The organism is Nostoc sp. (assembly GCF_035638895.1).
Taxonomy (GTDB): domain Bacteria; phylum Cyanobacteriota; class Cyanobacteriia; order Cyanobacteriales; family Nostocaceae; genus Nostoc.
In genome coordinates, this window is sequence record NZ_DASQZC010000608.1 from 1 (window position 1) to 8,348 (window position 8,348).

General features: G+C 42.4%; 8 protein-coding genes. 3 read left to right on the forward strand and 5 right to left on the reverse strand.

What is annotated here, in order from left to right:
- The 5 genes from VE944_RS29810 to VE944_RS29830 all read right to left on the reverse strand — a co-directional run.
- Window positions 1–211: hypothetical protein (locus tag VE944_RS29810; RefSeq protein WP_324986053.1), on the reverse strand; the 211-nt coding region annotated here is incomplete at its 3' end.
- Between the two features lie 146 nt (window positions 212–357).
- The gene (locus VE944_RS29815; RefSeq protein WP_324986055.1) at window positions 358–597 is read right to left on the reverse strand and encodes a hypothetical protein; all 240 of its coding nucleotides are present in this window, start codon (window positions 595–597) and stop codon (window positions 358–360) included.
- A 2-nt stretch (window positions 598–599) separates the two neighbouring features.
- A complete protein-coding gene (locus VE944_RS29820) occupies window positions 600–2,918 on the reverse strand; it encodes a two-partner secretion domain-containing protein (protein ID WP_324986057.1) in 2,319 nt (772 codons plus the stop codon).
- Window positions 2,919–3,264: 346 nt separating this feature from the next.
- Window positions 3,265–3,960, reverse strand: coding sequence for a calcium-binding protein (locus VE944_RS29825; protein ID WP_324986060.1), 696 nt, complete (start codon window positions 3,958–3,960; stop codon window positions 3,265–3,267).
- A 431-nt stretch (window positions 3,961–4,391) separates the two neighbouring features.
- Window positions 4,392–5,096 carry a Uma2 family endonuclease gene (locus tag VE944_RS29830; RefSeq protein WP_324986062.1) on the reverse strand — a complete coding sequence of 235 codons (705 nt, stop codon included), beginning with the start codon at window positions 5,094–5,096 and terminating at the stop codon, window positions 4,392–4,394.
- A 297-nt stretch (window positions 5,097–5,393) separates the two neighbouring features.
- Here VE944_RS29830 and VE944_RS29835 point away from each other — a divergent pair, with 297 nt between their 5' ends.
- The 3 genes from VE944_RS29835 to tal all read left to right on the forward strand — a co-directional run.
- The gene (locus VE944_RS29835; protein ID WP_324986065.1) at window positions 5,394–5,618 is read left to right on the forward strand and encodes a hypothetical protein; all 225 of its coding nucleotides are present in this window, start codon (window positions 5,394–5,396) and stop codon (window positions 5,616–5,618) included.
- A 252-nt stretch (window positions 5,619–5,870) separates the two neighbouring features.
- The gene (fbp, locus tag VE944_RS29840) at window positions 5,871–6,920 is read left to right on the forward strand and encodes a class 1 fructose-bisphosphatase (RefSeq protein WP_324986068.1); all 1,050 of its coding nucleotides are present in this window, start codon (window positions 5,871–5,873) and stop codon (window positions 6,918–6,920) included.
- A gap of 436 nt (window positions 6,921–7,356) precedes the next feature.
- The coding region (gene tal, locus VE944_RS29845) for a transaldolase (RefSeq protein WP_324986071.1) at window positions 7,357–8,348 on the forward strand (992 nt) is incomplete at its 3' end.

An 8,348-nucleotide genomic window follows, 5' to 3' on the forward strand; every position in this document is an offset into this window, starting at 1 on the left:
CGACTTTCAGCAATATTTGGTCGGGAGAACTTCCGCCAGCAGCAGTGCTGTTGCACACAAGAGATTGTAAGATTAATACTTTATCCGTTGGGACAGCCAGTGCTCTATCGTGTGTCTTTAGAGTGTCATTGCTTTCATAGCCGTATATTTGATCGTTTTCTGGAGTCCCAGCTAGATAGTTGTTTTCAGAGGGGCCATGGGTAGTTGCCATGTTTGTCACTCCCGGATAAATAAATGTTTCCACTGTATATCTTACCTAGCAATTACCACCACCAATGAGATTGATTAACAAATAAAACAAGGTGTTCTCCCGACCATTCACAAATTTTTTAACACCAAGCTCCAGTATTAACAGTGTCAGTATTGAGTTATCCTCTGTTTATCTACCGCTTTAGCTGCATCGCAATTATTTTCCAAGCCATAACGTCTAACAATTGGCGCAAAGGCAAATTCTGATAAACCAACAGTTTTTAACAAATAACCCAATAGAAATCTCCAAGTACCGTGATCCACGTTAGCCGCGATCGCTTCTGTATTGAGGGTAATTGATAATTCATAATTGATGGTTTCAAAGCAATTACCAATTGGCAATCTCAAATCTAAAAATCGCTACGACAATTAGCTGGGTTTTGCCACGAACTATAAAGCGTGTTTGTGGGCGCATTAGCCGTTAGTACAACTTCACCTTTAGCATTTATCATCCACCCTTGCGCTTCCACAATCGGCGCTGGACTAGAATTATTTGCCTGAGTTGAAACACTTGTACTAGAGTGGTTTTCACCCTTTGGCTTGAGAGCTACCCAATCTACTTTAACTACATCAAGAGCGAGAATGTCTTTGGTGGGGTTGGGTGGTAAGCCGCCGCGTCCGGTGATCGTAAAACTGCTTTCATTTTCACCAGGACGCACTTGACAAACTTGCGACACTTGAGTATCGACTGGTACGGCTGGTAAGTTGATTAAGCCACGGGTGGGGTCAACATTGAGCGTGTTGATTTCTACAATGCCGTTGAGGCCAAAATCTGAACTGGCGTTGATCTCACTTATTTTTGGATTTGGAGGCAACTTCGTGCGATCCTCTAGTCCATAGATGCCAGTGGCTTTGATTTGAATCCGACCCCCACTACCCTGATTGGCATTGGCAAGGATGTCGCTGTCTTCACCAGGGACGGCGATAATGAATGGGGCATTGATGTCGATATTACCGCCACTGCCATTGTTAGCAGCTGTAGTGGCGATCGCACTGCGGTTACGCATTAGTATAAAATCCCGCACCTCTAAACTAATATCCCCACCCTTACCCGATGCTGTTGTACCTGCGAGTTTTCCTTGAGTGTCCAGTGCGATCGAGTTAGCATAAACTTTGAGTAAGCCTGCATCCCCAGTTCCTTGACTGCTTACAGTTATGTCAGCCCCATTGAGGACATTTAATTCTCCAGCATTAATTGTGATGCTTCCCCCCAGTCCTGTAGACTCACCAGAAGTAGAAGCTGAAATTCTTGCTCGATCCTGAACAATCAATTGCCCAGTTTTTATGTCTAAGTTTCCGGCATCTCCACCACCTTCAGTCCCAACAAGTAAACCACTGCGTTTACCTATTGCCGAAGTTCCAATGAGTTTGATAGAGTCCGCACTCACAGACAACGTTCCACCGTTTCCCTGACTACGAGTGGAAGCTGAAACCTGCGCTCCATCTTGAACAATCAACTGTCCAGTTTCAATCTTCAATTCTCCGGCAGCTCCAGCGCCCTCTGTTACAGTAAACAAGCCACTGGGGTCATCTCCTGGCGAGGTTCCAATGAGTTTGATAGAGTCGGCAGTCACAAACAACTTTCCCCCCTCCCCAGTAGATTCTTTAGAAGTGGAAGCTGAAACCTGCGAGCCATCTTGAACAATCAACTGCCCAGTTTCAATCCTTAATTCTCCCGCAGTTCCAGAGGTTACTGTCTCAGTCGACAGACTGCTTCCTCCCAAGAGTTCTACTGACTCCAAGGCGTTCACCACTAATGTTGCTCCCGATTTTGAGCCTAGCGTATTAACCGTAATACTTGAACCATCGTTGAGTGTAACGCGCTTGCCCTGTACCTGGATACTGCCACCGCCTTCACCAGTAGCAATTACTCTAGATAGATTGGTAAGAGATACATTTGATCGCGCTACATTATCAGGAAAACTTAAGCGGAAATTGTTGTTATCAATGTTTAACCCTACCGTTCCTGTTCCTGCCAATCCTCCTAATTCGATTCGACCATCTGGAGCGCTCAGTCGCGCTCCTTCTAAATTCACATCGCCTCCCACTAACATTAAACTCTGACTTTTAGGAACCGATAGTAGAATTGTTTTATTGACTTGAATCGACTCAATAGGCTGAGATAGAATCTGATTGAATATAAATGCAGAAGGATTCACTCTCAGCAAGGGGTTAAGCCGATCGACGGGTGAAGTCATAGAAAATTCTCCACCACCTGGAAACTGCATCGCACTGGCTGTTGTGCCGATAAATGAACCGCCAATTCTTAATCTGGCATTTCTTCCAAATATGATGCCCTTGGGATTTATTAAAAAGAGATTAGCTTTACCTTGAGCTTGAAGTGTTCCCTGGATGTCAGAGCGGTTTCCCCCTGTAACTCGCACCAAAATATTGTTGATAGTATCGGCGTTACGGAAATCTACTATCTCCAGGTTATTAAAACTGAGGTTGCTGAAACTATGGAAGAGATTTGTATCGCCAACGGTTGTACCCCCTGTAATTTGGTAGGTTCTGCTGTTGGGTGACTCCACTTTAGTTCCCAAAGAGGGATCAGCAGTAACCTGAGCGGATGTGCGATCGCCTCCTTCTATGTCAATCGCACCCACTAAAATCACCAAGCCCGACAACCCTAAGTGGTAACCGCGACTGAACCAGGTTCTTAAACTCACTAAACTTGTCTCCTAACCCTTGAAAGTTACTTTATTGGAAGCTAAAACACCACTTTAGTAATACTTATGCGAACCTTTCCCCTTACCCCTCCCTTTGTAAGAAACTAGGACTTACGCACTGTACAAAATAACTATCTTGTGCATCAACCTAAATACGTTGTTTCAGACTTTTATCAATCACCTTTGATTGAGTGCGTAGGCGCAGCCCGCCGCAGGCATCGCTAAAATCTCATTGAAAAATCTAGCTATCAGCCTTGAAAACTCTACCCGTTATTTTGGCTTTTCTGTCAATGCGTAAGTCCTAGAAACTCTGCTAGCGGGGTCAGGTTTTTGATTACTAACTCTGTCAAACAAGCACTACAGTAGCTTGACTCCAGTCAAGGCCAGCAGATAACGAAGCTACATGCTGCACGTTGTTATAAAATAGAGCGCCAGTGTCTGGGTTATATGTCAAAAAATCAAAATTAGCAGATTCGTAAGCTGATATATTGTAATTTTTGCCAATACCAACGGCAGCTACTTTAGATCCGTTAGCTGATATATTGTCATTTTTGACAATATCAACGGCAGCTACTTTAGATCCGTTAGCTGATATATTGTCATTTTTCATAATACCAACGGCAGCTACTTTAGATGCGTTAGCTGATATACTGTCATTTTTGCCAATATCAACGGCAGCTACTTTTAAATAATTGCTGGATAGAGCATAAGCGGCTGATTTAAAACTAGCGGCAGTTATTTGAAAAATATTGCCCCTAACAGCATTAGTACCTGAGTCATGAAAAGGGATAGTTATTTCAATAATATCTTCGTAGACTGAAAAGTCTGTAATTGTATCAGTACCTCCACCTGAGTAATTCAGGACAAAGGTATCTCCACCACTACCACCAGTGAGAATGTCATTACCACTTCCTCCAACTAAGTGGTCTTCACCCCAGCCACCTATTAGAGTGTCATCGCCTCCATAGCCGTATATTTGATTACTTTCTTCAATCCCAACTACTAGATAGTTGTTTCCAGAGTCGCCGTCAATAGTTGCCACGTTCGTTACTCCTAGATAAATCAGTGTTTCCACTGTTAATCTTACCTAGCAACTAGCATCGCAGATAAGATGAGTTAAGAAACAAAACAAAGCACTCTCCCACTATTGACAAATTTCTTAACACCAACCTCTATTTATCCACCGTAGCTGCATCGCAATTATTTTTCCAAACTATAATGCCCAACAATTGGTGCAGAGGCAAATTATGACAAGTCCACGGCTGTTAACAAATCAGCCCAAGTGCATAAGTTTGTAAGTAACTATGGTAGATAAAGCCAAAAGGTCGGATACTCAGAGACTGTTAATGTAAAATTTACCTTGACAAAATTTATAAATCCTAACGAAAAAAGGTAAGGTGCGATCGCCACCTTATCCTTTCATATTTAAAACCGAACGGCAAAATGACAAACTTTTACGCCAACGCCAATTATTTAGAGATTATTCGGGTTTATTCCCTTCTGTTCTAATTTAGCTAAAAGTTCCTGAAGCTGTTGTTGTGTTTGCTCTAGTTGTCGCTGTTGCTCAACTGTCACTTCTTCTGGTGTTGAGTATCTATTACCACTTTCATCATACCAATACAACCATTCTCGCGTGATTCCTTGGTAGGTTCCCCGTTCACGTCCAATGCCTAAACCAATTTCTGGCATCCAGATTTTATCGCCTGGTTGTAAAATATATTCACCATTAACTAAACGATAAACTTCTAAACGCTGACGCTTACGACGTAACCGGGTTGGTGCATAAATGACATAATACAAAATGCCTAATTGGGCATAATCTGCTTTCTTTTGTTCGTATTCAAAATTGTAAGTTTGGGAAACAATTTCTAAGGATAAGATTGGGGAAATGCCATCTTCTTCCCAAAGTACATAACTAGAACGCCCATTTTCTCCAACAAAACGTTCTACACCCAAACTTAAAAACCCATCAGGGACAATGGCAGGTTTATTGATTGTATAATAAATTCCCATGTTGATCCCAAAGAACCAATCATCGCGGGTTTGCCAAATAGCAGCTAATATCGCTAACAATAAGTTGGGAATTAATATTTGCAGTTCGTTATCCACAGGCGTGTCATCAGAATCTGGTAATTCTGCTGATGAAGGTAGGCACTCTAATGGATTGTAGTTGAACATAAGCAGTTCTCAATCCCAATTGATAAATATAAACCTGTTTTACCATAGCTTTAGGGTAGCTCAAGCTGCACATAATACTTGGTGAGTTCGTTGCCCTTAATTTCGGTAAATCACTATACCTCTTGCATAAATGAGAAATAAAAAGTCTATCTTCTATTGAAGACTAAGTAAGGGTTGTAGTCTACGCTTAGTGAACTTGGGCTATAAGAAAAGAGAATTTATTCTCAGGCGGGGTAGGCAGGTGCAACATAAAACTCATCCTAAATACAGAAACTGTCCTGGCAACATCCGACTGAAGTGGCTCCCGTTAAGTCGGAAGTGGCTCCCGTTAAGACTGAAGTGACTCCCGTTAAGTCGGAAGTGACTCCCGTTAAGACTGAAGTGACTCCCGTTAAGTCGGAAGTGACTCCCGTTAAGTCGGAAGTGACTCCCGTTAAGACTGAAGTGGCTCCCGTTAAGTCGGAAGTGACTCCCGTTAAGTCAGAAGTGACTCCCGTCACGACTGATATCATGTCCGCTTGATTACTTACTAAACCACAAGAACCCCAAAGAGCCAAAGCTACGTTTCGTCTCCCCTCTACGGTGTACACACGAGTCGAAGTAAACTACGTATCTAGGCTTTGAGTGCAGGAGTCACTGAAAATTCATTTCTTTAGTTTATCTAAAGTCACATCTAAGTTATCAAATTACCTTTCTAAGATAGAAGCAGCAACTATAAGTTGCCATACACAACTAAAACCCAACTAACAGCTAGTGGCTGCGGAGAACGTAAAAATGGCTAAAGCGGCAGATTCTTTAGATTTATCTACCTACGATGCTACAGACAAATCCCTAGATCGTGATTGTACAACCTTATCCCGTCACGTCTTACAGCAACTTCAGAGTTTTTCGCCAGATGCACAAGATTTAAGTGCGCTGATGAATCGCATTGCCCTGGCCGGTAAATTAGTTGCTCGCCGCATGAGTCGTGCTGGTTTAATGGAAGGCGTTCTCGGATTTACTGGGGAAGTTAATGTCCAAGGAGAATCCGTCAAAAAGATGGATGTCTATGCCAATGATGTGTTTATCTCAGTATTTAAGCAAAGCGGCTTGGTCTGTCGCCTAGCTTCTGAGGAAATGGAAAAACCCTACTATATCCCTGAAAATTGCCCCATTGGACGCTACACTCTGCTGTATGACCCAATTGATGGCTCATCCAACACTGATAATAATCTCAGCTTAGGTTCCATTTTTGCCATTCGCCAACAAGAAGGAACTGATAGCGATGGTAAGGCAACTGACCTCCTCACCAACGGACGTAAGCAGCTTGCTGCTGGATACATTCTGTATGGGCCCTGCACGATGCTGGTTTATAGTATAGGTAAGGGCGTTCATTCCTTTGTCCTTGATCCCAGCTTAGGAGAATTTATTCTCACAGAAGAAAACATTCGGATTCCTAACCACGGTTCTGTTTACAGCGTGAATGAGGGTAATTTCTGGCAGTGGGAAGAATCAATTAGAGAATATATCCGCTACGTTCATCGCACAGAAGGCTACAGCGCTCGTTATAGCGGCGCAATGGTGAGCGACATCCATAGAATTTTAGTTCAAGGTGGCGTGTTTCTCTACCCAGGCACAATTCAAAACCCAGAAGGTAAATTGCGCTTGCTTTATGAAACTGCTCCTCTAGCCTTTTTGATTGAACAAGCAGGTGGTCGCGCCACTACAGGACTGATGGATATCTTGGATGTAGTGCCGAAAAAATTGCATCAACGCACACCTTTAATTATTGGTAGCAAAGAGGATGTAGCAAAGGTGGAGTCTTTTATTCAAAACGGACACTAGCCAACCCCTAGGGAGAAGTCAAAAGTCAAAAGTCAAAAGTCACTCATGCTTTAATTTTGGTCTTTCTGGCTGTAATGAAATGGCTGCTGACATGTACTAGTGTAAAAAGGCACGATTTAGGAGCAAATAAAGCTTGTAAATAAAGCTTTTTAAACTTTTTCAAATGGATAGTTATTTTTGCCATGCTGCACTAGAAGACGGTAACAAGAGGATCAAGGATGCGTCTAGCATCTGGCATTAATTAAAAGTTAATCATGGTGATTTAGGATTGGCGATGCAGAATAGCACTTCTTAAAGATGTATTAAAAATTATCTCAGCTGGCCGATGCGATAAGTGATTGGCAACGCCACAATTCAAAAGTAACCATCAAATTTTGATGGGTTTTGCCAATTTACTTAGAAACATCACTATACAGGAGTGAAACAAATTAGAGCTATGTCTACCAATCATTTACTAGAAATTAACCAATACGGTCAAAGTATCTGGATGGATAATTTGAGCCGTGACATTATTCAATCAGGCGAACTTAAAGACCTGGTTGAAAATCAAGGTATTTCTGGGATTACCTCTAATCCAGCTATATTTGAGAAAGCGATCGCAGGTAATGTCATTTATGATGCTGATATCGAAACCGCAGTTCGTGCTAATTTACCCACAGACAAAATTTACGAATCGCTAGTTTTTGCAGATATCCGTTACGCATGTGATATTTTACGCCCTGTTTATGAAGCCTCGAATAGACTAGATGGTTATGTGAGTATTGAAGTCCCACCAACTATCGCCCATGATACTGAAGCAACAATAACCGAAGCTCGGCGCTATTTCCAAGAAGTTGGTCGGGAAAATCTGATGATTAAAATTCCCGGTACAAAGCCTGGTTTGCCAGCAGTGGAGCAGGTAATAGCCGAAGGGATGAATGTTAATGTTACGTTGCTGTTTTCTGTAGAAAGCTACGTAAACACAGCTTGGGCTTATATTGGTGGCTTAGAAAAACGGTTGGCTGAGGGCAAGGACATTAGTACAATTGCTTCAGTCGCCAGCTTCTTCCTCAGTCGGATAGATAGCAACATTGATGCCAAAATAGATGCTAAGTTGAAAAAAGGCGTTGATGATATTTCCGTGGAAGCAAGGCTAAGAGCTGTTAAAGGAAAAGTAGCGATCGCTAACGCTAAAATAGCTTACCAAGAATACAAGAAAATTATCGAGAGCGATCGTTGGAAAGCCTTGGCAGAAAAAGGGGCCACAGTACAACGGCTACTTTGGGCTAGTACTAGCACCAAAGACCCCAGCTACAACGATGTGATGTATATCGAAGAGTTGATTGGGCGAGATACCGTTAACACCGTACCACCAGCGACGATTAAAGCTTGTGCCGATCATTGTAACGTAAGCGATCGCTTAGAAACAAATGTAGATAATGCTTACAC